This is a genomic window from Anaerococcus hydrogenalis DSM 7454 (genome assembly GCF_000173355.1).
In the GTDB taxonomy this organism is placed as follows: domain Bacteria; phylum Bacillota; class Clostridia; order Tissierellales; family Peptoniphilaceae; genus Anaerococcus; species Anaerococcus hydrogenalis.
In genome coordinates, this window is the sequence record NZ_ABXA01000047.1 from 60301 (window position 1) to 86444 (window position 26144).

Sequence of the window (26144 nt, forward strand, 5' to 3'; positions counted from 1 at the left end):
AATAGAAAGGAGAATAAGATGACTTTAATTACTGGAATACTGTTTACTATAATTTTTTACGGCTTAGCTGCCAAATTTATTAAAAAACGACCTGTAATATTTTATGTAGGTGTGTATGTTTGGACCTGTTTTGTAGTTTATTACTATAATATGGGCTATGATAGAAATTTACCTTCTTGGTTTAATGAATATTTTATGAAGATATTTTCAAGGGGGATATTTGCTACAGCTACATTTATGATAGTAATGTTTTTAGGAACAATTACAAAACATAATGATTTTTCAAAAAAATTGATGGCAATTCGTGGAGAAATATCTATAATGGCAAGCTTATTAGTTTTTAGCCATAATATAATATTTGGTTTACGTTATTTCCCAACTCTTTTTACAAATCCTAGTTCTATGCCTAAAAGGGAATTAATAGCATCAATAATAACAATATTTTTATTGTTGATGTTAATACCTCTTTTTGTAACTTCTTTTAAGAGTGTACGCAAAAAAATGAAGGCTAAAAATTGGAAAAATTTGCAAAAAATGGCCTATCCATTTTTTATAGGCATATATGTTCATGTTATGGTACTATATTCTGCTAATGTGAAGGATAATATGTTAGGGATAATTGTATATACTATCATATATGCATCTTATGTAGTATTAAGATTGAGAAAAAGAAATATAAAAATGCAAAAATCATTGGCAAAATAGAAATAAAAAATCCTCAAAATGAATTTAATTTCATTTGAGGATTTTTTTGTCCTTATTTTATTTGGCACTTAATGAAAATTCTGCAAATTTTTCAAAGTTTCCATCACTTTCTTTGCCGGAATTTTCATTTATTTTTGAACGGCTTAGGGTAAAATTAATTTTTCTTCCGTCTTTTATTTCGTCTAGGCTTAGGTCAGAGAAATCTTTGTTGTAGATAAAAGTTGTTGAATTTTCATCTGCAACCCTTTCATCTAAAGAAATCTTATTTCCTTTTTCGTCAACTCCTTTTAGCTCATAAACATAGGCTTTATCGAGATTTTTTATTGTTGCTGTAAGGGTCATTGGATTTATTTTCATTAATGAAATTGTGGCCTTTGTTCCTTTTATTTTTAAATTTTCAGCGAAAATTTTGTTGTCTTTATTTATTGTATTCATTGGAGATTCTATTGAAATTATTTGGCTTTTATTTTTGTCTGCGAAATATAAATCTACGCTCGCCTTATCTTTTTTTGGAAAAGATTTGTCAAAACTTATCATAAGATTTTCTGATGATGTTTTTTTATCTTCTAACAAACCTTCGCTTCCTGATGAGCCCATAGCTTTATAAGTTTTTCCATCAACTACGACCTTATACAAATTTGAATTGTTTTTTGTATTTTCTTTAAAATTTTCTCCATTTCTTAGGGTATTTATAAAGATTTTATTATCTTCAAAGGCTATATTTCCTATCACAAATGAATCTTCTCCAACTGTTACTGGCTTATTAATTTCTGCTATATATTTGTAGGAATCAGGACTTGCACCAAAGGTCTCCATCATTGTTACTTTTATGTCTGTTGTAAATTTTGAAACTTCGGCTTTTACAATTGGAATATTAAGTCCAGCTACTAGGATTAATGCAGCTGCTATTGGTAAAATTTTTTTTGATTTTTTATTTTTTTTGTAGGATTTTGCAGTTTTTATTAATTTTTCTTTTTCAAAGTCGTCTAATTCGATTTTTTCAATTTCAAAATCCATATCATTTATTTTGTCATAGATATTTTTCATAATTTGCTCCTTAAAGTTTTTTTGGCACGGCTAACTTTGTTGTAGAGTCTGTCTTTTGGGATTTTTGTAATTTTTTCTAAATCATCGTAGGAATATCCTTCTATAAATAATTTTTTGAAAATCTCCCTGTCTTTTTTTGACAACATTTTAAGAATTTTTTCGCTTTCATCATAATTTTCTAAATTTTTATCATAAATAAAACCTGAAATATCATCAAGGTCAAGACAGTCGTGTTTTGCTTCTTTTCTAATTGCGTCAATTGCCTTGTATTTGGCAACTCCTGCACACCAATTTTTAAAAGATGACCTAGTAGGATCATAAGAATTTATATTATCCCAAATTCCAAGGAGAGCATCATTTAAAATTTCGTCTAAAATATTTCTCCTATTTCCTATAGTTTTTACAATAACTCCTTTTAATATAGGCCCATAAAGGTTAATGAATTCAATCAAATATTTTTCATCTTTGTTTTTAATTCCTTTTATTAAATTTTTATCATCCATTATTTCCTCCTTTGCCTATATATTCGTATAAAGTTGAGCAAATCTATCCTTATTTTAAATTATATCTTTAATTTTTTATAAAAAAAACCACCTCGATTTTATCGAGATGGTTTGTATGTCTTAAAATTTTATTCAAACAAAAGATTGATATCAAAATCTTTTTCTATCATTTTATTATCTAACATAAATTTCTTTGTTCTTTCGAAACCTTCTTTATCTTTGTCTGTGATTTTTGTTGAAAAATCATACATTGGAAACATATAATCGTAGGCCTTATCGTCAAGGTCTAGTTCTTTTTTTACTATTTCTTTTGTTTGGTCTTTATTTTCTATCATAAATTTAGAAATTTCAGCTTGGGCATCATTTAGGGCCTTTATAACATCTGGGTGGTCTTTGGTAAATTTTTCTGAGCTTGCTACACAGATTATAGCATCGATTAGGTTTTCACCATTTGTAATTTCATGTAATCCCGCTTCTTTTGCCTTATAAGCTGCAGGTCCTCCCAAAAGTGCCACGTCCAAATTTCCTGAATCTAGGGCAGCTGCGGCATCTGGAATTGACATATTTGAAAATTCTACGTCCTTTTCGCTCATTTTATCTTTTTCTAAATATGCCAAAAGTTCTTGGTGTAGGTTGGTTCCTGCAGGTCCTCCGATTTTTTTACCCTTTAAATCTGATGGATTTTTTATTGAATCGTCTTTTGAAAAAAGTGAAAAGGCCTTTGGGGCTCTTGAATACATATTTAAAACTTTTATGTCTTGGCCGTTTGCCTTGGCAAGGATTGCAGAAGATCCTCCCAAAGCATAAAGCACATCAACATCTCCGCTTGCAAGAGCAGCTGTTTGGTCAGCTCCGCTTGTGATTTCCTTGTAATTGATTTTTACACCTGGTAGGTGTTTTTAAAAATTTCCTTATTTTTTTCAATTATTGATGGAACATTTAAGGGTGCTGTTACGTATGTTATGTTTAATTCGTCGATTGATAATTTTTCATTACTTTCTGATACTTGTTTTGATACATTTTCATTTGAATTATTTTCTTTATTATCCTTGTTTGAGCAAGCAGTAATTGCAAAAACTAGGGCAAAAAGTGATAAAATTTTTAATAATTTATTTTTCATTTTCTTCTCCTATTATTTTTTTAAATTTATTTCTCAAAATTTCCTTGGAAAATTTCTTATCTTCAAGGTCAAAATCAGAAACAATTTTTCCTTTTTTCATAATTATAAGTCTTTGGCCCACATTGAGGGCTTCTTCAAGGTCATGACTTACAAATAAAAAGCCGGATTTTTTGATTTTCATATAATTAATTAACTCTACTTCCAATTTTTCCTTTGTAATTTCATCCAAAGATGCAAAGGGTTCATCTAAAAGCATAAAATCATTTGGAAAAATCAGGGCTCGGGCAAGGGAAACTCTTGCCTTCATTCCTCCAGAAAGTTGGTAAGGATAGGCTTTTTCAAATCCTTCAAGGCCCATTATTTTTATCCATTTTTGGCAAAGTTTTGGGTCATCGTTTGAAAATTTTATATTTTCTTCTACATTTTTCCAAGCTAAAAGTCTTGGATTTTGGAAAACAAAGGAAGTTTTAACCTTATTTTTTAAAATTTCCCCTTGGTCAATTTCCAAAAGTCTCCCAATTATCCTAAGTAGGGTAGATTTTCCACAGCCTGAAGGGCCAATCAAGACATTTCTTTTCTTAATATCAAGATTTAGGCTTAAATTATCTAGGGCCTTGATTTTTTTGCCATCAATTTCATAGAATTTTGAAAGATTAGATAGATTTATACCAGTCATTTTTCAAATCTCCTTTCAAAAATAAGCTTGCAAATTTAACAAAAATCTTATCAGATACCATGCCGACAAAGCCAATTACCAAAATTCCCACAATCACCTTGTCAGTTCTTGACATTAGCCTTGAAAAATTAATCAAATATCCTAAGCCCTTGGATGCAGCAAGCATTTCTGCAGCAATAATGGACCTGTAGGCATAGCCAAGACCAATCCTTGCTCCCACAAAAATATCCTTTAAGCTTGAAGGAAGGACAATTTTTGTAAAAATTTCCCTATCATTATAAGAAAAGGCCCTGCCCATTTCTATCATATCCTTATCAGCTTCCATAAAACCCTTTTGAATATTTAAAAAAATCGGGAAAAAAGATGCCATAAAAACTATGGAAATCTTGCTAACTTCACCAATTCCAACCCATAAAATCAAAAGAGGAACCAGACCTAGGGGAGGAATATTTTTTAAAAAATCCAAAATATTTGAAAAATATGGGAAAATATCAGCTTTTAAATAAAAAATCAAAGCCAAAATAAAGGAAAAGGCAAAGGCTAAAAAATATCCGACCAAAACCCTATAAAGGGAAGCCAAAATATTTTCAAAAATCGACCCATCATAAACCATAGCAAGAAAAGTTTGAAAAACCTTGTAAGGCCCAGGTAGGTAAATTGGCGAAAAAATCCTCATTTTATAAATGATTTGCCAAATTATAAGAATTGCGAAAAAAACTAGAAAATTTTTCCTCAATTTGTAAGTAAAGCTAAATTTTTTCATAAAAACCCCCTAACATTCTATCAGAAAATGAGAAGGTTTATCAATTATTTGTAAAATAAAATTCTTATTTCCAAATTCTTTAAGCTAGTGTTTATATCAAGGAAGAAATTTTTTATAATAGCAAAGTAAATAAAGAGATCTCTCGACTGCGCTCGAGATGGGTTAATGATATATTTTTTTAATGGCTAAAGGAAAAATAATTTTTAAATTATAAAAACATAAACTTTAGTAATTAAAGTTAATTCAGCAATTACCATCTCGACCTTGTGGAGAGATCTCCTTGATTAAATTTATAAAGTATTAAGGTCAATTCTTGAAATCTCCGACTATACTTGGTGTGGGGTGGATTTTATAATTAATTAACCCTAAGGAAAATATTTAATTTTAAAACTATAAAAAACTATATAACTTTAGCTATTAAATAAATAAACCCATTACCCATCTCGACCTTGTGGAGAGATCTCTTTTATTAAATTTATATAGAATTAAGGTCATTTCTAGAAGTATTTTTGCCTCAAATATCAGCATTAGATCTTCATTTATAAACACTAAAAAAGACAGGGATTAACCTGTCTTTTGCTTTTACTATTCAAACTTCAAAGAATTTATAATATTATCATTTAAAAGTCTAGTCTTATTTGTATTTTTCAAAGGCCCTGTAAGGATTATATTTACATAATAATTTTCAGTTTCAAAGGCTATCTTCTCGCCTTCTTTTGTAAATTGCTCTGTATAAATTCTAACTTTTGATTTCATAAATAATTTATCATGGACCATCTCTTCTTTGACCTCTCCCATTGGACTTATAAAGGCTGGTGGAATTTTACTTCCTTGGCTTAGGGCAAAGGACTTAGCTAAATCAAGGTCCTTGTCTTTTTTTATTTTTGAAATTAAAACTTGGTTTACAGTTTTGCCAGAAACTTGGCTTTCATAAAGTGTAAGGGATTCGCTATCTTGCACATTTTTCATATTAGCAGGTAGGTTAAGAGAAAATTCTCCCATATCAACTTTTTCTGTGGCATAAAGGTCTATATTTTTCTCAAAATTTTTAAAAGATTTTGCCACCATATCCACATCCTCACTTTCAGGATAGGTTGTTGATAATAAATCTGCCATTATGTAAGGAGATGATGATGATTTTTCCTTATCTTCAACAATTTGAAATTTTAAAATATTTGTAGGTGTTGCCATAAAAATATTTGTGTAGGAAAATTTACTATCCTCAATTATAGAATAGGAGATTTTCTTATAGTCACTTTCAAGAAGAATAGGTTTTTGAACTACATTTGCATTTTTTATTGAAGAATTGTAAGTTTCTTTGTCAGCTATAGTATAAAGCTCATCTTTAATTTCAGCTTCAGATTTTTCCCCATCTTCAAATAATTTTTTAACATTGATTTCAATATCATATTGGTCATTTTTTGGAAAATCTATTACATATTCCCCGTCTTTTGAAAAAACCATACACCTTTTTGGTATCCTTATATTAAAGGCAGAAAGGGAAATATTTTTATCATAATCAAGATTTTCTAATTCATCTTTTGTATAAGGATCTTTGGGATCACTTGAAATATCATTAGGATAATCGCCAAGCATCCTATCAATAATAATAGAATCATCCCTTACAAAACCTTCCATATTATCGTGCTTGTAAACTAATCTTTTTTCCTTTTTATTTTCATTAGAAGAACTTGAAATTTTATTATCTTTTATACTGGTATTATTGCTATTTATTTTTCCTTCATTCTTAGTACAAGATGAAAAAATTAAAATAAATAAAAAAATCAAAAACTTTTTCATATTAACTCCAAAAATTATTTTACCTATTGATTATATCATAAATCTTTAAAAATTAAACAAATTAAAAAAAGTCTTTAAAAAAAATTAACTTCTTGGTATTATAAATTATAGGAAATGGTTTTACTATTTTATTTAAAGGAGAAAAAATGAATAGAGATTTAGGTATCAACTTATGCAGGGTAACGGAAGCTGCAGCCCTTGCAAGTGGAAAATATTTGGGAAAAGGAAAGAAAAACGATTCTGACAATATTGCAGTTGACCAAATGAGGGCCATGTTCAATTATTTGGGCATAAATGGAAGGGTTGTAATTGGAGAAGGTGAAATTGACGAGGCTCCTATGTTATACATTGGAGAAGAAATTGGTCATATGGACCAAGACGATTTGGTAGATATAGCTGTTGACCCCATAGACGGAACAGCATCCCTTGCAAATGGAACAATAAATTCGATTTCAGTAATTGCAGTTGCACCAGAAGGATGTTTATTAAATGCACCAGATGTTTACATGAACAAAATCGCCACAGGTAGTAGGGCAAAAGGTGTAATAGATATAAATAAATCAACCAAAGAAAATATAGAAAATGTAGCCAAGGCCCTAAATAAAAAAGTATCAGATATAACAGTTTCAGTTTTGCACAGGCCAAGACATGAAAAATTAATAGAAGAAATAAGAGATGCTGGGGCAAGAATTTCTATGGTTGAAGATGGAGATGTCTTAACAGCCATAGCCACAGAATTATCCGATGGAAAAATTGATTTAATAATGGGAATAGGTGGGGCCCCAGAAGGAGTAATAGCAGCCGCAGCCTTAAAATGTTTGGGAGGAGACTTCCAAGGAGTATTTGCCCCATCAGATTCAAAACAAGTAAAAAGATGCCTAAAAATGGGAGTGGATTTTGACAAAGTTTACACCATAGATGATTTGGTAAAAGGCGATGACGTATTATTTGCAGCAACAGGAATCACAGATAGTAGTTTTTTAAAGGGAGTATCCTATATGAAAAATAATATGGCCAAAACCCAATCCCTTTTATTAAGACTTCCTTCAGGAACAATAAGATTTATAGATTCTGTCCACAAACTTGACCAAAAATTAGACCAAAAATAAGGACAAAAAAGCTATAAAAATAAAAATAATAAGGATAGCTTTTAAAATAAATTGAGATTTTTTGGGGATTAACTTAGCCTTACTTAAAAAAATAAGCTAATAATCCCCAAAAAAACACATGAAATATTTGATAAGAAAAAATTTCTAATCAAAAGATGGCTAAGACTTACCATTAAATATGTAAGTAAAAATAGGCAAAAAAATTTTTTACTATTTTTTAAATTATTTGAATTGTTGAAAGCTTGCATAAAAATTCCTTTCTGATAATGATAATAATTATCACTTACATTATACAAAATTAGAGAATTTTTTGTCAATGCTTACATAAAAATAATAAGATTTCAAAATATAATAAAAGAGAAAATTTAAATATTGTTATTAAAAATGATTGTGATAAAGATAAGTAAGTTTTTTAAATTTTCTATAAATATTGAACAAATTGGGTAAAATATATTTATATGGTCAATATGTTATAATTAAACTGTATATAGTAGGAGGTGAAGGATGGCAAGTGATGTAATTAACCAAGTTAAGGATGCAGAAATTGCTGCTGACAAACTTGTAGACGATGCCAAAAAAAAGTGCCAAAGAAATAATTGAATCAGCTAAAGCTGAAGCTTCAAAGGCCTACAAAGAAAAAATAGAAAAGGCAAAAAAAGATGGTCAAAATTTAATTGACAAGGCAAAAAAAGAAGCAGAAGATGAAAAAATGCCCCTTATCCAAAAGGCAAAAGATGAAAGCCAAGATATTTTAAAGCAAGATGAGGGAAAAATTGATTCACTTTTAACTTCTTTAACAGAAAGGATTGTAAAGAATGGCGATAGTTAAAATGGATAAGTTTAATCTTTTCTCTTTTGAAAATAATAGAACAAGCCTTCTAGATATTTTACAAAAGTTTAACTATGTTCATTTTAACGATTTAAAGGTCGATGATGGGGAAGATTACCTAAGAAAGGTAAAAAACCAAGACAGGCTTACAAGAATTGATGAAAAAAGATCAAAACTAGAATATGCCATTAATTCTATAGAAAAATTTCTAGATGATGATGAGAAAAATTCTATAGAAAAAAAGGATATGAGCCTTGATCTTTTATACCAAGAAGGTAATAATTTTAGGTTTGACGAAATATATCCTCTCCTAAAAGAACAATTGGATTTGAGAGAAAAAAGTCAAGAAAGAATCAAATCTTTAAAGGCTTCAAATGAAGAGTTGGAAGTGTTTAAAGACCTTGATGTGGATATTAAATCTATAGAAGACTCTCACAGATTTTTCGTAGAAGTAGGATCAATAGCTGACCAATTTTATAAGGATTTTGATACAGATTTTGTAAAAAAAGACTTCAAAACAGCTATGGTTATAGATCTTAATAAAAAGGAAAGCCTAAATTATGTAATTGCCATATCAAATCTTGAAGAAAAGGATGAATTTAGAGAATTTCTAAGAGACCATGGTTTTTCAAAAGCTAATATCAAGACCCGTAAAAAAGTTAGTGAAAAAATAGCTTTAAATTTAGAAGAGATTGAAAAATATGAAAAAAATCTAAAAGAAAGCGAGGCAAAAATCAAAGAAAACAAAAAATTCTTACCAGATTTTTACCTTTACCAAGCTTATTTAGATAATTTAAGAAGAAAAGAAGCAAGTAGCGAATATTTCCTAAAAACAAAAAGATTAGACCTTGTTGAAGGCTACATTCCTCACAAATTAAAGGATAAATTTTCTAGTGATTTGAAGGAAGTTTTGGGAGATGATTTTGTACTTGATTTAAAAGAAGCAGACAAAGACGACCCAGATGTTCCAATAATTCTTGATAATAACAAGCTTATTGAACCTTATGAATCAGTAGTAGAAACTTATTCTCTACCAAAATATAACGAAATTGACCCAACATTACTGGTTTCAATTTTTTATACAATATTTACAGGTTTTATGCTTGGAGATTTAGGTTATGGACTAATACTTTTTATTGGAACAATTTTACTTAGAAAATATAAAGATTTACCAGAGTCAACTGACAAAATGGCAAGACTTTTTACAAGAGTAGGACTTTCAGGCTGTGTATTTGGATTAATATTTGGTTCATTTTTTGGAGGAATAATTCCTTTACCAGGATTAATTGATACACAAAAAGATTTCAACACCCTAATGGTAATTTCATTAATTATCGGTGGAATTTCACTTTTTACAGCTCTTGGAGTAAAGGCTTACATGCTAATTCGAGATGGAGATCCACTCGGAGCCTTGTTTGATGCTGTCTTATGGTACATGGCAGTAGGAGGAGCAATAGCCCTTTATTTACTTGATGGATCAGGTAAAAATATAGCCAAGATAATAATGATAATAGGTATGGTAGGCATAGTCCTTACTGGAGGACGTGAAAATAAATCAATTGGAGGAAAGGCTGCTGGAGGATTATATTCTCTATATGGTTTGAGTTCTTGGATTGGAGATTTCGTATCATTTCTAAGACTTATGGCCCTTGTTCTTTCAGGAGGATTTGTAGCTTATTCAGTAAACTTGATTGTAGGAATGTTATGGCCTGCAGGAATTTTAGGAAAGATAGGAGCTGTTATAATTTTTGTAATTTTCCAATTATTTAACCTATTCCTATCAACCCTATCAGCATATGTTCACTCTTTAAGACTTGTTTATGTAGAAATGTTTAACAAGTTTTATGAAGGTGGCGGCAAGAAATTTAGACAGATGATAGAAAACAGTAAATTTATAAATATAATCACAGGAGGATACAATGGTTGATTTTTTAGTTCAAAACGGTGGAAACATAATGGGAGCAGTAGCTGTTGCTATAGCAGTATTCTTATCAGGTATGGGATCTGCAAAAGGAACAGGAATGACAGGAGAAGCAGCTGCAGGTTTAACTGTAGAAGAACCAGCAAAATTTGGTAAGGCACTTGTACTACAACTTTTACCAGGTACACAAGGACTTTACGGATTTGTAATTGGATTTATGATTTTAGGAAAATTGGGTGGAGATCTTAACTTCCAACAAGGACTTTATTATATATTTGCAGCACTTCCAATTGGAGTAGTAGGATATTTCTCAGCAGTAGCCCAAGCAAAAGTTGCAGTATCAGGTATGAATATTCTAGCTAAAAACGAAGATAATTTCGTACAAGGTATAGTTTACTCAGTAATGGTTGAGTTATATGCAATCTTAGGATTTGTAATTTCCCTACTTCTAGTAAACAATATATAAGGCTTTATTATGAACAATCTTGATTTATTATTAGATGGAATAAAAGATGATGGCCAAAAAGAAGCCGATCATATTTTATCTAATGGTCAAAAAAGAAAAGAAGAAATAATAAAAGAATCAGAAGAAAAAGCCCAAAAAGAAGTTTCAAAAATTATAGAAAATGCCCAAAAAGAAGCAAAGAGAATAAAAGAAAACTCAAAAGTAACTGCAAACAGACAGGCAAGAGATATAAAAATTGGAGCAAAAAACCAAGTTGTAGAAGATGTTTTGGAAAAATTAGTAAAAAAATTAGAAAAATTAGGTCCAAACTCATACAAATCCTTTGTTTTGAATAGACTAAAAGATTCAAAAATTGAAAAAGGAGAAATTATTCTACAAAAAGATATGAAATACCACTTCAAAGAAGAAGACTTTAAGGGCCTTAAAATATCAGATGAATTTGTAGAAGGTGGCTTTGTAGTAAGGGATGGAAAAATTTCTTATGATAACACCTACAAGTCCTTGGTAAATTTTGAAAAAGATTCTTTAGAAAAATTATAGTAGATGAAATATTTAAGTGAGGTGATTTAGGTGGATAGAGAAAAATTTATTCGAGCATCCATTACAACAAGAGTATATGAAAAAAATCTCCTTACTTCAGAAAATTTAAAAAGGATAATAGATACAGACAATCTAGAAGAGGCCTTATCATCATTAAACGATACAAAGTATGGTGAGCTTATACAAAAACTAGAAAGAGCAGAAGATTATGAAAAAATCCTATCCCAAATGCTATTAGATTCATACAAGGCTATGATAAAAGTAAGCCCTGATGAAAATTTAGTGCATTATTTGGAAGAAAAATATAATTTTCATAATTTAAAAACTCTAGTAAAAGAGCTAATTCAAGATGCTGACTATAGTTCTATTTATATAGACATAGGAAAAATTGACCTTGTAAAAATCAAAAGAAATCTAAAAGAAGATTTAACTGATAATGACAAGTACCTATCCTATGCCAAAAAAGCTCTAGACCTATATAAAGAAAATAAGGATCCTCAGGATATAGACTTATCCTTAGACAAAGATTTTTATGAAAAACTTCTAGAAGATAGTGAAAATCTAGACTATGAAAGTTTGATAAATTTCACCAAAGAAAGAATTGACCTAACAAACTTAAAAACACTTTTGAGAATAAAAGGTCAAGGTCAAAGTGTGGACTTATTAGAAAAAGCCCTAATAGATGGAGGAAATATCGACAAAAATCTCTTTAGAGATTCACTTAATGCCGACAAAAACTCCTATTCAAACCTATTTTTCAAAGAAAAAATTTACCCACAGGTAAAAAAATCTATGGAAGAAAATGATTTGAATAAAGCTATGCAAAAACTTGAAAAAGTAATAGACAATCACTTGATGGACTTTGCCAAAGAAAGTAAAAAAGTAAGCTATGGTCCAGAAGTTATTATGGGATATCTTATAAGTCGTGAAATGGAAATTAAAAATCTTAGAATTATCCTAACAGCCAAACTAAATTCACTTTCTCGTGAATTTATGGAAGAAAGGTTGCGTGATCTATATGTATAGGGTAGCCGTAATAGGAGATAAAGATTCAGTCCTAATGTTTAAAGCGTTGGGAGTTGATGTATATACAGCAGTTAATGGAGATATGGCTAAAAAACTTGTAAATAAACTTGCCAAAGAAGATGTTGGCATAATATTTATTACAGAAGATTTTGCAGCTAAAATCCAAGATACTATAGACAAATACAGAGAAGAAATGACTCCAGCAATTATACTTATACCATCCAACAAAGAAGATCTTGGACTTGGAATGGCAGATATAAACAAGAGTGTAGAAAAAGCTGTTGGAGCTAACATTTTGAACTAAAAGGAGACCAAATTTGAATAAAGGTAAAATCACAAAAGTATCAGGTCCACTTGTAGAAGCAAAGGGATTATCTGATGCTAATATCTATGATGTGGTCGAAGTTTCAAAAGATAAGCTCATCGGAGAAATCATCGAGATGAGAGGGGATGTTGCAAATATTCAAGTTTACGAAGAAACAACTGGAATAGGGCCTGGAGATGAAGTAGTTTCAACAGGGGCTCCACTTTCAGTTGAACTTGGACCAGGACTACTTGAAAGAATGTATGATGGGATCCAAAGACCACTAGAAAAACTTGAATTATTAGCAGGAGAATTCCTAAAAAGAGGAGTTACAGCCCCACCACTAAATAGAGAAAAAAAATGGGAATTTAAAGCAGAAAAAGAAGTAGGAGACCAAGTAATTCCTGGAGATATCCTAGGAAATGTTGATGAAACTTCAGTAATTAACCATAAAATTATGGTGCCAAATGGAATAAAGGGAAAAGTTAAAGAAATAAAGGATGGAGAATTTACAGTTGATCAAACAGTTGCTGTAATTGAAACAGAAAATGGCGATAAAGAAATAAATATGATTCAAAAATGGCCAGTAAGAACTCCAAGACCATTTAATAGAAAACTTGACCCAGATACTCCACTTATAACAGGACAAAGAGTTATTGATACTTTCTTCCCAGTTGCAAAAGGAGGAGCTGCATCAATACCAGGACCATTTGGTTCAGGAAAAACAGTTATCCAACACCAAATTGCAAAATATGCTGATGCTGATGTTGTAATTTATGTAGGTTGTGGAGAACGTGGAAACGAAATGACAGACGTACTTGATGAATTTCCAGAGCTAATAGATCCAAAAACTGGCGAATCAATCATGAAAAGAACTGTACTTATAGCGAACACATCAAACATGCCAGTAGCAGCCAGAGAAGCCAGTGTTTATACAGGAATTACCTTGGCAGAATATTACAGAGATATGGGATATTCAGTTGCCCTAATGGCAGATTCTACATCAAGATGGGCAGAGGCCCTTCGTGAGATGAGTGGACGTTTGGAAGAAATGCCAGGAGATGAAGGATTCCCTGCATATCTTGCAAGTCGTATAGCAGATTTTTACGAAAGAAGTGGAAAAGTTATAGTAAATGGACAAGTGGAAAAGGAAGGATCACTTTCAGTTATAGGAGCAGTTTCTCCTCCAGGTGGAGACTTATCAGAACCTGTTACCCAATCAACCCTACGTATAGTAAAAGTATTCTGGGGACTTGATTATGATTTATCTTACCAAAGACACTTCCCAGCTATAAACTGGTTAAATTCTTACTCACTCTACCAAGATAAGATGGATTCATATATAGATAAGACTGTAGATGAAAAATTCTCAAAAAATAGGATGAGAGCAATGAGTCTTCTTCAACAAGAATCATCCCTACAAGAAATTGTAAGACTAATCGGTCGTGATGGCTTAAGTGATGATGATAAATTAAAACTTGATGTAACAAAATCACTAAGAGAAGATTTCTTGCAACAAAATGCCTTCCATGAAACAGATGCCTTCTGTCCAATGGAAAAACAAGATTTGATGCTTGATACAATTCTTTATTTCTACGATAAAAGTCTAGAAGCCTTATCTGATGGGGCAAATCTTGATGAGCTTGAAGAGCTTGAAGTAAAAGAAAAAATTACAAGATTAAAATTAATAAAAGATGAAAACTTGGAAGAATTTGATCAAGTAAAAGAACAAATTGATAGAGAATGCAAAGAAGCTGTAGCAAAGGGGGAGGATGAATAATGCTAAAAGAATATAAAAGCGTATCAGAAGTAGTTGGACCCCTAATGCTTGTTGAAGATGTTAGTGGAGTTAACTTCGAAGAGCTTGTAGATATAGAACTTCAAACAGGAGAAAGAAGAAGGGGAAGAGTTATAGAAGTTGATGAAAACAACGCTGTAGTTCAACTTTTCGAAGGATCTTCTGGAATTAACTTAAAATCAACATCTGTAAGATTTTTAGGAAGACCACTTGAGCTTGGTGTAAGCGAAGATATGATAGGAAGAACCTTTGACGGACTTGGAAGACCAATCGATGATGGCCCATCAATAATTCCTGATGAAAAAAGAGATGTAAACGGAATTGCAATAAATCCTGTAAGCCGTGACTACCCATCAGAATTTATCCAAACAGGTGTATCAACAATCGACGGATTAAATACCCTTGTTCGTGGACAAAAACTTCCAATATTTTCAGGATCAGGACTTCCACACAACAAATTTGCAGCCCAAATTGCAAGACAAGCAAAAGTCTTAAATGATAGCGAAGACTTTGCTGTAGTTTTTGCAGCTATAGGAATCACCTTCGAAGAAGCTCAATTTTTTAGACAAGATTTTGAAAAAACAGGAGCTTTGGATAGGTCAGTAATGTTTATAAACCTTGCAGATGACCCTGCAATCGAGCGTTTATCAACACCAAAAATGGCCCTTACAGCAGCAGAGTATTTGGCATTTGAAAAAGGCATGCAAGTTTTGGTAATAATGACAGATATGACAAACTACGCAGAGGCCCTTCGTGAGGTTTCAGCAGCAAGAAAAGAAGTTCCAGGTCGTCGTGGATATCCAGGATATCTTTATACAGACCTTGCTACTTTATATGAAAGGGCTGGAAAATTAAAAGGAAAACCAGGTACTATTACCCAAATTCCAATTTTAACCATGCCAGAAAATGATATAACCCACCCAATTCCAGACTTGACAGGATATATTACAGAAGGACAAATTATTCTTTCAAATGAATTGTATAACCAAGGTGTTCAACCACCAGTTTCAATTCTTCCATCCCTATCAAGACTTAAGGATAAGGGAATTGGTGAGGGAAAAACTAGAGAAGACCATGCTGATACCATGAACCAAATTTATGCAGCATACGCATCAGGAGTTGATGCAAGAGAGCTTCAAAAAATCCTTGGAGATTCTGCCCTATCAAAAGCAGATCTTGCCTTTGCAGAATTTGCAAAAAGATTTGAAGAAGAATATATAAATCAAGGATTCTACACAAATAGAACCATAGAAGATACCCTAAATCTTGGTTGGGAATTATTAAAAATCATACCAAAATCTGAACTTAAGAGAATCGATGACGAATTAATCGATAAATATTTGGATAAAGACGAAAACAAAAAGGAGTCTTAGGCTATGGCAAGGCTTAATGTAACTCCAACCAGGATGAATTTAAATACCCTAAAGAAAAGACTTGCTACATCAAAAAGAGGATACAAACTTTTAAAAGATAAGCAAGATGAGCTAATGAGACAATTTCTTGAAAAAATCAGAGAAAATAAAAGACTTCGTGAAGAAGTTGAGGCTGATTTAAAAGAATCATCAAAAGGATTTTTGATGGCGTCATCTTTTATGAGCCCAGAATTTTTACAAGAAGCAGTTAGTTTTCCAACACAAAAAATCGGGGTAGATATAAAGGTAAAAAATGTCATGAGTGTAAGAATTCCTCAAATGGAATTTAAAATTGACAAGGGTGGAAATGAAAATGCCTCTATGTATCCTTATGGCCTTGCCCAAACATCAGCTGATTTGGACCTTGCTATAAAAGGATTAAACAAGGTTATGGATAAACTTCTAGCCTTGGCAGAGCTTGAAAAATCAACCCAACTTATGGCAGATGAAATTGAAGGAACAAGAAGAAGGGTAAATGCCCTAGAATATAGGACAATTCCAGATTTGGAAGAGACAATAAAATATATTAGAGCTAAGCTAGAAGAAAATGAAAGAGCAACTATTTCAAGACTAATGAAGGTAAAAGATATTATATCTGAAGCCTAGGTCTTGAAAAGAAAAAAATTCATAGTTTAGTAATAAGGATAAAAAGGACGTTTTTAAAGCGTCCTTTTAATACATAAATTTTAAAGGAGAAATGAATGGATACTGAAGGACCCTACTGGAAATTAAGAATTTTTTTAATAGTTTTGGCACTTATTTTTTTAAATGCCCTTATAAATATGATTTTTTCATCTTTAACTTCCATAAACCACCAAAAATTAAGGGATATGGTTGAAAATGGAGATGAGAAAGCAAAGGATGTTTTAAAAATATCCCAAGACCAACAAAGACTTATGCAAAGTCAAAATTTTCAAGATGCAGTCTTGTCTATAATTACCATTACCTATCTTTTGTTAAATATAAAGGATTCTTTGGCAATATTTTTGAATAGGGAATCTGATTTTATGCAACTTGTGATTATGGTTTTTATGGTGGTTTTATTTGTAGTTTTTAAAAGAATTTTTGCAAATATGATCCCCCAAAGAATAGGCATTAGAAATCCTTATACAATTTCTAAAAAAACTGCTGGATTTGCAAAATTTATCTTGTTTTTGACCAAGCCTTTTGTAAATATTATTAATAAGGTAACCAACCTCATTATGAATATTTTTGGTATAGAATCTAAGGCTATTGAAAAAGAAGTTACAGCAGAGCAAATTAAATCAATTGTCCAAGTTGGAGAAGACCAGGGAGTTTTAAGGCCCTTGGAGTCAAAAATGATAAATTCAATTATGGATTTTGATGATGTATGGGCTGAGGAGATAATGACAGCAAGGCCTGAAGTATTTATGATTGACATAAAGGATAGGGATAGAAAATATTTGGATGAATTTATAAAATTAAAACATTCAAGAATCCCGGTCTATGATGAAGAAGTTGATAATATTTTAGGAATAATTTATACCAAAGATTATCTCTTGGAGGCGTTAGATGTTGGTATCGCTAGTGTTGATATTAGAAAATTAATAAAACCTGCATTTTTTGTGCCAGAGAAGATTGAAACTGACAAATTATTTTCCCAAATGCAAAAAGACCACACCCACATGGCAATTTTGATTGATGAGTACGGTGGATTTTCGGGTCTTGTAACCATGGAAGACTTAGTTGAAGAAATTGTTGGTGATATGGATGATACTTTTGATAAGGACCTTCCAGATATTAGAACGTCGACAAAGGGATCTTATATAGTAAAGGGTTCAACTTCCATAAAGGACTTAAATGATATTTTGGGTCTTGATATAGATGAAGAAAACGACCAATATGATACAGTTGGTGGTTTTATAATCGATAAGTTAGGCTTTATCCCAGATGATGATTGCGACCAAACTGTAATTTATAAGGATTACGAATTTAAAATCCTCTATATAGAAGAAACTAGGATTAAAATTGTAAGAGTTAAAAAAATAAATAAGTCCGATCAAAATTTGGATGAAAATATTAAAAATAAAGAAAAAAACACTACTAATTAATACATAGTGTGTCAGAGCGTAGACAAACCCTCAAGCACGAATATCTGACTTCAAAAATTGCTGATTTCTAAATTTTAAAATTCTAAAATCGCAAACTCGCTAACGCTCAAACAGTGCGATTTTTGACGAATTTTAAAATTTGAAATCAAATCAATTTTTTACGTATGATATTCTTAGCAAGAGGATTTGCATACTTTGTCAACAGTCTGACACTACTAATTAATACATAGTAGTGTTTTTTCTTTATTGTAAAATATTAACTCCCATAGTTTTTTGGTATTTTTCTAAATAGTTCATTGACCCTTCTAGGTAGTAAATATTTTCTAAGCCTTCTTTTTGTAAATTATTTACTACAGTTTTTGCCCTCCTGCCGCTTTGGCAATAGATTAGGTATTTGTTTTTGTTTTTGAAATAATCAGGATTAATTTTTCCTACCGGTATATTTATGGCATTTTTTATGTGAGATTTTTCAAATTCTTCCTTTTCTCTTACGTCAACTATGATAAATTCATCTTTTTTCTCTTGAAATTTTGGAATTTCAATATTTTTGATTTTTCCTTCAAAAATATCTATAGCCTGACTTGCGAGGGTGTTTAGGGCATCTTCTGGGGTTGAATAAATTGGTTGGTAGGATATTTCTGTATCATACAAATCGTAAATATCTGCTCCCATGCCAATTAATCCTGCCACTATATCAACTCTTTTTACTACATCACCTTCTCCTACTGCTTGAAAACCATAAATTTTTCCTGTGTAGGGATCAAAGGAAATTTTCATATTCATAGGCTTTGAATATGGAAGAATATTTACTGAATCATTGTGGGTTATTAGGGTTGATTTGTAGGGGATTTTTGCACTATCTAATTGTTTTTTGCTAAGACCTGTTGAGGCCACGTTCATATCAAATGATCTTAGGGCAAAGGAACCTATAAATGATGGGGATTTTTGTCCTAGTCCCTTTATGTGTCTTGCCACAAATTTCGCCTGTCTGTGAGCCGGCCATGCTAGGTTTAGTTTTGCTTTGGTTTTTGTAAGTGGGTTATAAACTTCGATTACATCTCCAATGGCATAAATATCAGCATCATTTGTTTTTAAATTTCTGTCGGTTTCTATTGCTCCAGATTTGGTAAGTTTAAGGCCTGCTTCTTTTGCGATTTTTGAATTTGGCCTTACTCCAATTGCATTTATCAATACATCATAAGATTTTTCTTTTCCACTTTTAAATATTAATTTTTGGTCGTCTACTTTTACTATTTCATCATTTTTTATTAAATTTATGTGTTTTGAAATGTTTTCTTCAACAAATCCTGCAAGCTCTTCGTCAATATTTCCCAAAACTCTCGTCCTTACTACAAGAGAGATATCAAGGTCAAGTTCCTTCAAATTTTCTGCACTTTCAATTCCAATAAAACCTGCCCCATTAACTATAATTTTTTTTGCATTATGATCTTTGATATATTTTCTAATATTTTCAACGTCAACTACATTTTCAACCTTAAAGACATTTTCTCTTTCCTTATCCAAACCCTTAATAGAATCAGGTATAAAAGGAGACGCCCCTGTGGCTATAATTAATTTGTCGTAGGATTCTTTGTAGGATTTATTTTCTCTTAAATCCTTAACTTTTACAAACTTTTCTTCCCTGTTTATTTTTACAACTTCTGAAAAATTTCTAGCGTCTATATTATTTTTTTTCTTAAATTCATCAGGCTTTCTTGCAATTAAATCCTCTTTATCCTCTACCATGTAGGAAAGGTAATAAGGGATTTCACAATTTTTAAAAGATGTGTCCCTGCCTTTTTCTAATAAAATTATTTGATCTTTATCTGAAATTTTTCTTATATTAGTTGCGCAAGTTGCTCCTGCAGCAACTCCTCCGATTATTATTATTTTCATATTTCACCTCCCTATACTAATACCCATTCTTGATTAGTATTTGTAATTTATATATAATGAAAGTAGTAGACTTAAGATAAAGACTTATAATTTAGGAGAAAATATGAAAAATATAATGATAACAGGTGGGGCAGGATATATTGGCTCCCACATTGCTGTTGAACTTTTAGAAAAAGATTTTGATGTTATAATTTATGATAATTTATCAAATTCATCCCTTGAATCAATGAAAAGGGTTGAAAAAATTACAAATAAAAATTAAAATTTTACAAGGCAGATGTGCTAGATGGGGATAAGTTAAGGGAAGTTTTAAAAGATGAAAAGATTGACCTAGTAATTCATTGTGCAGCCCTAAAAGCTGTTGGAGAAAGTGTAAAAAAACCTTTGGAATACTACCATAATAACCTTACAGGAACTTTGACTCTTCTTTCAGCAATGAATGATACAGGGGTAAAAAATATTGTATTTTCATCATCTGCAACCGTTTATGGAGACCCAAAATCTTGTCCAATAACAGAAGATTTCCCAAAAGGAGCTTGCACAAACCCATATGGTTGGAGTAAGTCCATGATGGAGCAAATTATGACAGACTTATATATTTCAGATCATGAATGGAAAATAATTCTTCTTAGATATTTTAATCCAATTGGTGCCCACAAATCTGGCCTTATTGGGGAAGATCCAAAAGGTATTCCAAACAATTTGATTCCTTATATAACAGGAGTTGCTGTTGGAAAATATGATTATGTCCATGTATTTGGAGATGATTACGACACAGAAGATGGAACTGGAGTTAGGGATTATATTCACGTTGTAGACCTTGCCAAGGGCCATGTAAAGGCTATTGAGGCAATAGACAAACTTGATGGGGTTGAAATTTTTAATCTAGCAACAGGATCTGGATATTCTGTTCTTGAAATGATTAAGGCCTTTGAAAAGGCAAGTGGTAAAAAAATTGCCTACCAAATAGAAAATAGACGTGAGGGAGATATAGCAAAATGTTTTGCCTCTGCAAAAAAGGCAGAAGAAGTTCTTGGTTGGGTTTGTGAGAATGGACTTGATGAAATGTGTGAGGATTCTTGGAGATGGCAAAAAAATAATCCAAATGGATACGAGGGGGAATAATGACTACAAGTTTAGTAATTCTTGCAGCAGGAATCGGCTCAAGATATGGGGCAGGTGTTAAACAACTTGCCAAAATGGATGAGTATGGTCACACAATTATGGATTATTCAATCTATGATGCAAAAAAAGCTGGCTTTGACAAGGTTGTTTTTATAATAAGAGAAGAAATTGAAAAAGATTTTAAGGAAATTCTTGGAAAAAGAATTGAAAAAGTAATAGATGTGGAATATGCCTTCCAAAAAAATGAACTCCCTAAGGGATACCAAGTCCCAAAAGAAAGAAAAAAACCATGGGGGACAGTTCCAGCCATCCTTTCAGCCAAAGAATTTATAAATGAACCATTTTTGATAATAAATGCTGATGACTATTATGGAAGAGAAGTTTTTGATTTGATGTATAAATATTTAAATAATCCAGAAAATTTAAATAAAGATCAAATTCAAATTGCCATGGCAGGCTACAAATTAAAAAACACCTTATCAGACAACGGATCAGTAAACAGGGGAGTTTGCTTGGAAAATGAAAATCATGAACTTATAAGTATAAAAGAAACCCATGCTATCGAAAATAAGGGTGGAAAAATAGAATCAGAAGAAAATCGTCCAACAGAATTTTTAAACCTTGAATCTCTAGTTTCAATGAATGTATGGGCATCTTTCCCAAATTTTATTCAAATAAGTGAAAAATATTTTGAAAAATATTTGGAAAAAAATAAGGATAATTTGATGAAGGCCGAATATATATTAGCTGATATGGTAGAAGAATTGTTGGAAGATAAAAAAGCAAGAGTAAAAGTAATTCCAACTGATGATCAATGGATTGGAATCACCTACAAAGAAGATTTAAAACCAGCCCAAGAAGAATTTAAAAAAATGTTTGAAAAAGGAATATATTCACCAAATTTATGGGAAGAAAAATAAATTTAAAAATTTAGTCCTATAAAGAGAAATATTAGTAAAAAAAATTGACTAGATAATAAAAAATTGTTATAATTCATGTATAAATATACGACAGAAAAGCCCGGAAATTTTTCTGGGCTTTTATTTATAAAGGAGGTTTTATGTTAAATTTTGCACACAGGGGATTTAAGTCTAAATACCCCGAAAATACCATGCTTGCCTTTAAAAAAGCTTATGAGGCAAAAGCTGACGGAATAGAGCTAGATGTTCACTTATCAAAAGATGGAAAGCTTGTAATTATTCACGATGAAAATTTATTAAGAACTTGTGGAGTGGACGGACTAGTAAAAGATTTTTCCCTAAAAGAGCTTAAAAAGCTAAATGCAGCTGTAGGTTATGAGGGCTTAAATGAAGAGATTCCAACTTTAAGGGAGTATTTTGACTTTGTAAAAGATACAAATTTAATTACAAATATTGAAATTAAAAATGGAGTAATTCAATATGAGGGAATTGAGGAGAAATTATACCAAATGATAAAAGAATATGATTTATTTGATAAGGTAATTATTTCTTCATTTAACCACGAATCTGTTCTTAGGATGAAGGAAATCGATAAGAATTTGAAATATGCCTTTTTGGAGGAGTCTGTTTTAGTAAATCCTATCAAATATTTAAAGGAAAATGGAATTTCTTGTTTCCACCCTCTAATAAATACTATTGATGAAAATTTGTTAGAAGAATTTTCCAAAGAAGGGATAGAGGTAAACGCTTGGCTTTCTTCAAAACTTTCTTATAATTTGAAAGATTGTCTAGACATGGATTTAGATGGAATCATAAGCGATTTTCCTGATGAAGTTGGTGAATTATTAAAAAATAAATAGGAGATATTATGGAAAATTTGGAATTATTTTTAGATAAGGTTAATAAAATACTGTGGGGAAATTGGCTGGTATTTGTGCTTTTGACTTTGGGAATTATATATTCAATTGCTACAAACTTTGTACAAGTTAGGCATTTTAAATATATAATGCACAATACCTTGGTCAAAAGTTTTAAGGAAAGAAATGTTGAAAAAAGAGAAGGATCCTTATCAACCTTCCAAGCCATGATGGTTACTCTGGCTGGAAATATTGGTGGAGGAAATGTAGTAGGAGTTGCTACAGCAATAGTTGCCGGTGGATATGGGGCGATTTTTTGGATGTGGCTTGCAGCATTTTTTGGTATGGCCCTAAAATATGGAGAAATTATCCTATCACAATTGTACAGGGGTGAAGATGAAGATGGAAATATTTTATCAGGACCTATGTATTACATAAGAGATGGGCTAAAAGCACCAGCTCTAGGTGTAGTTATAGCAGTATTGATGACCATAAAAATGATGGGGGCAAACCTTGTTCAATCAAATACTATAGCGACAATTCTTTCAGATAATTTTAACTTTAATAGTCTTTTGACAGGAATTATTTTAACAATTTTACTATTTATGATAGCAGTAGGTGGCTTAAAAAGATTGGCAAGAGTTGCAACAAGTCTAGTACCTATTATGTCTATACTTTATCTTGTATTATGCCTTTTAGTAATTATTGTAAATATAAAAAATGTTCCCCTAGTATTTAAGGCGATTTTTGAAGGAGCATTTTCATTTAAGGCAGCAGCTGGTGGAGCTGGTGGCTTAGTTATAGCAAGGTCTATGCAATATGGTATAGCAAGAGGAATGTATTCAAATGAAGCCGGTGAAGGAACAGCACCCTTTGCTCACGGAACTGCAATTGTAGATCATCCAGTAGAAGAAGGAATCACTGGAGTTACAGAAGTATTTTTAGATACAATAATAATTTGTTCACTAACAGCTATAACAATAGGAGTTTCACAAATACCCCTCGATGGAGAAAGTATTCAAGCATCAAGCATGGCAATTCACGCTATAGGAACAGTTTATAGACCACTTTCATACATTGCTATGTTTGCCCTTTTAATATTTTGCTTTACAACCTTGATGGGACAATGGTTTAACGCTGCCAAATCTTTTACTTATGCTTATGGAGAAAAATTTACAGAAAAAGTTAAATATGTTTATCCTTTCCTTTGCATAGTAGGATGTCTTGGAAAAATAAGCCTAGTTTGGACAATACAAGATATAGCAATGGGACTTGTAATAATTCCAAATGTACTAGCCCTTTTAGTCTTGGTTAAAAAAGTTAGAGAACAAACAAAAGATTTTTTTGAAAATAAGTAGGCATATATGGAAAACTTAAGATTTATAGAAATACTTGTTGCAAGATTATTTTTATCTTGTTTTATAGGTGTTATGATAGGTCTTGAGAGAGAATTTAAGGGGAAATTTGCAGGAATAAGGACCCATACCATAGTGGCACTGGGTTCTGCTCTTGCAATGATAGTTTCTAAATATGGTTTTTTCGATTCAAGTCGTTACGATGCCCAAAGAATAGCAGCCCAAGTTGTATCTGGTATAGGATTTTTGGGCGGTGGATTAATATTTATAAAAAAAGATTACATATCAGGCCTTACAACAGCAGCAGGAATATGGACAACTGCCATAATAGGCATGAGCATAGGAGCCGGTATGTATGCAGTAGGAATAACAGCAAGTCTTGTTATACTTTTACTCCAGCTATTTTTTAATGAAGATTATGGCTTATTTAAATTTATGAAAAAACCCTATACCCTAGATATAGTTCTCGATGGACCTGAAAGTATAGAAAAAATAAATAAATATTTAAAATCTCAAAATATAAAATTTGTAGAAAAATCTATTAATTATAAAGAAGACAAATTAACCCTAGAACTTCAATATCACAACAAAAATGAAGAAGAGCTGATAGGAATAATTGATTTTTTAAGGGAAAATAAAAGAGTTTTTAAATTTAGCCTGGACTAGAAAGCTCTAGAAAGCTTTAATGCTAAGTAGAAAAAATAAAATCGACCTTAGCTTAAAAAACTTCTTAAAATATTTATAACAATTAAAGACAAAAAGTAGAATTAATACAATAATCACCCATATGGAGCCGATAAATATGTCTTGATTTGGCATATTTATCCCTAAAACTAGTGCAGATTTATAACCGTTGATTTCGGTTATAAATCCTGAAAACTAGTGCGAGAGCACGGAAGAATTTACCTAGTAAATGAGTTTTCATGAGCACGGAAAAATTTGCGAAGCAAATGGGTTTTTTTTGTTTTGGTTTTTTAAAATTTTTTTAATTTTAAATTTTTTTCAAAATCCCTTATAATGTTAATAATAATATGAAAAGAAAGAAATGGGTATGTTATGGTTATTAATAGGTATATAATTTTTATTTTTATTTGCCCTTTTGGGTTGGGTTTGGGAGAGCATTTATTGCACATCTCAAAGTCAAAAATGGCAAAATAGGGGATTTTTGTATGGGCCCTTATGCCCGATTTATGGTTTTGGTTCAATATTTGCCCTCTTTGCTTATGATTTAGTAAATAAAGGGAGTTTGGAAAAGCTTTCAATTCCACAAATTTTTATTGTGGGCTTTATTGTATCAATGGTTTTGGAATATCCAACTTCATATATTTTGGAGAAATTATTTCACGCTAGGTGGTGGGATTATTCGGATGTCCCTTTGAATTTAAATGGAAGAACTTCAGTTCCAACATCTATTGGTTTTGGTCTTGGGGCTATTTTGGTAATGGATTATTTGATACCAAAGGCTGAAAGTTTTTATTATCTTTTGCCAGAGATTTTAATAATTATTTTGCCCTTTATTCTTATAGGAATCCATTCATCAGATATAACCCTCACAGTTGTCAACTTGACTAATTTCCAAAAGGAATTGGATGAAATTGAGGAAAATTTCCAAGAAAAAATGACCCAAAGGGTGGATAATTTTTATAAAAGAAAGAAATCTTTCAATCCAAAGGCGATAAGAAGGGTAGTTTCCTTTAGGATGAGCAAGAAGAGAAATCAAATTGCTGAAAAAATTATAAGGGGAATTGAAAGAATTGAAGATCAAAGAAAATAATATTAAAAAAAAATCCTGCTTAGGCAGGATTTTAATTTTAGGTATTTTAATTATTAATGCTTAAAATAAGGATAAGCTTTCTTAACTAGGATGCTTGTGCCTTAATATGGCACAAGCATCCCTAAA

The 26144-nt window shown here is 31.3% G+C and carries 25 protein-coding genes and 1 pseudogene; 18 read left to right on the forward strand and 8 right to left on the reverse strand.

The genetic code is table 11. From position 1 onward, the window contains the following. The first annotated feature begins 18 nt into the window (after positions 1-18). Positions 19-705, forward strand: coding sequence for a ferric reductase-like transmembrane domain-containing protein (locus tag ANHYDRO_RS08660; protein WP_004815810.1), 687 nt, complete (start codon positions 19-21; stop codon positions 703-705). Between the two features lie 57 nt (positions 706-762). On the opposite strand, the gene ANHYDRO_RS08665 is transcribed toward ANHYDRO_RS08660, so the two are convergent. The 7 genes from ANHYDRO_RS08665 to ANHYDRO_RS08690 form a co-directional block, all read right to left on the reverse strand. Beyond that, positions 763-1752 (reverse strand): hypothetical protein, encoded by a 990-nt coding sequence (locus ANHYDRO_RS08665; protein ID WP_004815811.1) that lies wholly within the window; start codon positions 1750-1752, stop codon positions 763-765. Then, positions 1749-2255 (reverse strand): sigma-70 family RNA polymerase sigma factor, encoded by a 507-nt coding sequence (locus ANHYDRO_RS08670; protein ID WP_004815814.1) that lies wholly within the window; start codon positions 2253-2255, stop codon positions 1749-1751. Before ANHYDRO_RS08670 ends, ANHYDRO_RS08665 begins: the two co-directional genes overlap by 4 nt. A gap of 128 nt (positions 2256-2383) precedes the next feature. Then, on the reverse strand, positions 2384-3133 hold the full coding sequence (locus ANHYDRO_RS08675; protein ID WP_316244733.1) for an ABC transporter substrate-binding protein: 750 nt from the start codon (positions 3131-3133) through the stop codon (positions 2384-2386). A 2-nt stretch (positions 3134-3135) separates the two neighbouring features. Then, positions 3136-3375, reverse strand: a complete 240-nt coding sequence (locus ANHYDRO_RS10950; protein WP_004815818.1) for a hypothetical protein — start codon at positions 3373-3375, stop codon at positions 3136-3138. Continuing rightward, a complete protein-coding gene (locus tag ANHYDRO_RS08680) occupies positions 3365-4051 on the reverse strand; it encodes an ABC transporter ATP-binding protein (RefSeq protein ID WP_004815821.1) in 687 nt (228 codons plus the stop codon). The genes ANHYDRO_RS10950 and ANHYDRO_RS08680 overlap by 11 nt, the downstream gene beginning before the upstream one ends. Further along, positions 4029-4814 carry an ABC transporter permease gene (locus tag ANHYDRO_RS08685; RefSeq protein WP_004815824.1) on the reverse strand — a complete coding sequence of 262 codons (786 nt, stop codon included), beginning with the start codon at positions 4812-4814 and terminating at the stop codon, positions 4029-4031. The genes ANHYDRO_RS08680 and ANHYDRO_RS08685 overlap by 23 nt, the downstream gene beginning before the upstream one ends. Before the next feature lie 585 nt (positions 4815-5399). Further along, a complete protein-coding gene (locus ANHYDRO_RS08690; protein WP_004815827.1) occupies positions 5400-6614 on the reverse strand; it encodes a hypothetical protein in 1215 nt (404 codons plus the stop codon). A gap of 146 nt (positions 6615-6760) precedes the next feature. Here ANHYDRO_RS08690 and glpX point away from each other — a divergent pair, with 146 nt between their 5' ends. The 11 genes from glpX to ANHYDRO_RS08750 all read left to right on the forward strand — a co-directional run bounded on the left by glpX (position 6761) and on the right by ANHYDRO_RS08750 (position 18091). Next, positions 6761-7723 carry a class II fructose-bisphosphatase gene (gene glpX / locus ANHYDRO_RS08695; protein WP_004815828.1) on the forward strand — a complete coding sequence of 321 codons (963 nt, stop codon included), beginning with the start codon at positions 6761-6763 and terminating at the stop codon, positions 7721-7723. A gap of 568 nt (positions 7724-8291) precedes the next feature. Continuing rightward, a complete protein-coding gene (locus ANHYDRO_RS08705) occupies positions 8292-8552 on the forward strand; it encodes an ATP synthase subunit B family protein (protein WP_004815832.1) in 261 nt (86 codons plus the stop codon). Next, the gene (locus ANHYDRO_RS08710; RefSeq protein ID WP_004815834.1) at positions 8539-10479 is read left to right on the forward strand and encodes a V-type ATP synthase subunit I; all 1941 of its coding nucleotides are present in this window, start codon (positions 8539-8541) and stop codon (positions 10477-10479) included. Before ANHYDRO_RS08705 ends, ANHYDRO_RS08710 begins: the two co-directional genes overlap by 14 nt. Continuing rightward, complete coding sequence (locus tag ANHYDRO_RS08715) at positions 10472-10939, forward strand: V-type ATP synthase subunit K (protein ID WP_004815837.1); 468 nt, start codon at positions 10472-10474, stop codon at positions 10937-10939. The genes ANHYDRO_RS08710 and ANHYDRO_RS08715 overlap by 8 nt, the downstream gene beginning before the upstream one ends. Positions 10940-10948: 9 nt before the next feature. Further along, positions 10949-11479, forward strand: coding sequence for a V-type ATP synthase subunit E (locus ANHYDRO_RS08720; protein WP_004815839.1), 531 nt, complete (start codon positions 10949-10951; stop codon positions 11477-11479). Positions 11480-11509: 30 nt separating this feature from the next. Continuing rightward, positions 11510-12505 (forward strand): V-type ATP synthase subunit C, encoded by a 996-nt coding sequence (locus tag ANHYDRO_RS08725; RefSeq protein ID WP_004815841.1) that lies wholly within the window; start codon positions 11510-11512, stop codon positions 12503-12505. Then, entirely contained in the window at positions 12498-12809 is a 312-nt protein-coding gene (locus tag ANHYDRO_RS08730) for a V-type ATP synthase subunit F (protein WP_004815843.1), read from the forward strand. The genes ANHYDRO_RS08725 and ANHYDRO_RS08730 overlap by 8 nt, the downstream gene beginning before the upstream one ends. A 13-nt stretch (positions 12810-12822) precedes the next feature. Then, on the forward strand, positions 12823-14589 hold the full coding sequence (locus ANHYDRO_RS08735) for a V-type ATP synthase subunit A (RefSeq protein WP_004815845.1): 1767 nt from the start codon (positions 12823-12825) through the stop codon (positions 14587-14589). Further along, positions 14589-15980 (forward strand): V-type ATP synthase subunit B, encoded by a 1392-nt coding sequence (locus ANHYDRO_RS08740; protein WP_004815847.1) that lies wholly within the window; start codon positions 14589-14591, stop codon positions 15978-15980. The genes ANHYDRO_RS08735 and ANHYDRO_RS08740 overlap by 1 nt, the downstream gene beginning before the upstream one ends. Positions 15981-15983: 3 nt before the next feature. After that, a complete protein-coding gene (locus tag ANHYDRO_RS08745) occupies positions 15984-16625 on the forward strand; it encodes a V-type ATP synthase subunit D (RefSeq protein ID WP_004815848.1) in 642 nt (213 codons plus the stop codon). 95 nt (positions 16626-16720) lie between these two features. Further along, positions 16721-18091 carry a hemolysin family protein gene (locus ANHYDRO_RS08750; protein ID WP_004815851.1) on the forward strand — a complete coding sequence of 457 codons (1371 nt, stop codon included), beginning with the start codon at positions 16721-16723 and terminating at the stop codon, positions 18089-18091. Between the two features lie 243 nt (positions 18092-18334). Here the strand turns inward: ANHYDRO_RS08750 and ANHYDRO_RS08755 are convergent, their stop codons facing one another. After that, on the reverse strand, positions 18335-19987 hold the full coding sequence (locus tag ANHYDRO_RS08755) for an FAD-dependent oxidoreductase (RefSeq protein ID WP_004815852.1): 1653 nt from the start codon (positions 19985-19987) through the stop codon (positions 18335-18337). A gap of 103 nt (positions 19988-20090) precedes the next feature. Here ANHYDRO_RS08755 and galE point away from each other — a divergent pair. From galE to ANHYDRO_RS08785, 6 genes and pseudogenes are all read left to right on the forward strand, one after another. After that, a pseudogene (gene galE / locus ANHYDRO_RS08760) lies at positions 20091-21112 on the forward strand (UDP-glucose 4-epimerase GalE). Continuing rightward, positions 21112-22032: a sugar phosphate nucleotidyltransferase gene (locus tag ANHYDRO_RS08765; RefSeq protein ID WP_004815858.1), complete on the forward strand. Its 921-nt coding sequence runs from the start codon at positions 21112-21114 to the stop codon at positions 22030-22032. The pseudogene galE and the gene ANHYDRO_RS08765 overlap by 1 nt, the downstream one beginning before the upstream one ends. 140 nt (positions 22033-22172) lie before the next feature. Then, complete coding sequence (locus ANHYDRO_RS08770; RefSeq protein WP_004815861.1) at positions 22173-22892, forward strand: glycerophosphodiester phosphodiesterase; 720 nt, start codon at positions 22173-22175, stop codon at positions 22890-22892. A gap of 8 nt (positions 22893-22900) precedes the next feature. Then, positions 22901-24247, forward strand: coding sequence for an alanine/glycine:cation symporter family protein (locus tag ANHYDRO_RS08775; protein ID WP_004815862.1), 1347 nt, complete (start codon positions 22901-22903; stop codon positions 24245-24247). A gap of 6 nt (positions 24248-24253) precedes the next feature. Then, positions 24254-24910: an MgtC/SapB family protein gene (locus tag ANHYDRO_RS08780; RefSeq protein WP_004815865.1), complete on the forward strand. Its 657-nt coding sequence runs from the start codon at positions 24254-24256 to the stop codon at positions 24908-24910. Positions 24911-25343: 433 nt separating this feature from the next. After that, entirely contained in the window at positions 25344-26018 is a 675-nt protein-coding gene (locus ANHYDRO_RS08785) for a putative ABC transporter permease (RefSeq protein WP_004815867.1), read from the forward strand. Positions 26019-26144: the final 126 nt, after the last annotated feature.